The following is a 306-nucleotide window of genomic DNA, read 5'->3' on the forward strand; positions in this document are numbered from 1 at the left end:
TTATAAAACTATTAAATTCTTTTGTAAGTAACAAGCGTAGAAAAAAACAAATCCAATTAAAACGTACTGAAAATATCAAATATTTCAGAGCTTGTCCTGAGGGTGTACCGTTTGAATTATATCAACGTTACCAACCTTTCTTTAGTGATGCCCAAATTAAGTGCTTATTCAACAACATCTCAGATCAAATCAATTCATATTCTAATATCAACGACGAAGGATACACTGATATTGTCAATAATACTTTAGATTCACTAGTTAAGGTGTTAAGAAACTATAACAGAGGACAAGGTGATAAAATATATA

1 pseudogene is annotated in these 306 nt (G+C 29.4%); it reads left to right on the forward strand.

The features are described from left to right. A pseudogene (locus HMPREF2937_RS13880) lies at positions 1-306 on the forward strand (hypothetical protein); the annotation flags it as partial.

It is taken from the genome of Staphylococcus sp. HMSC061G12, from assembly GCF_001838465.1.
Classification (GTDB): domain Bacteria; phylum Bacillota; class Bacilli; order Staphylococcales; family Staphylococcaceae; genus Staphylococcus; species Staphylococcus simulans.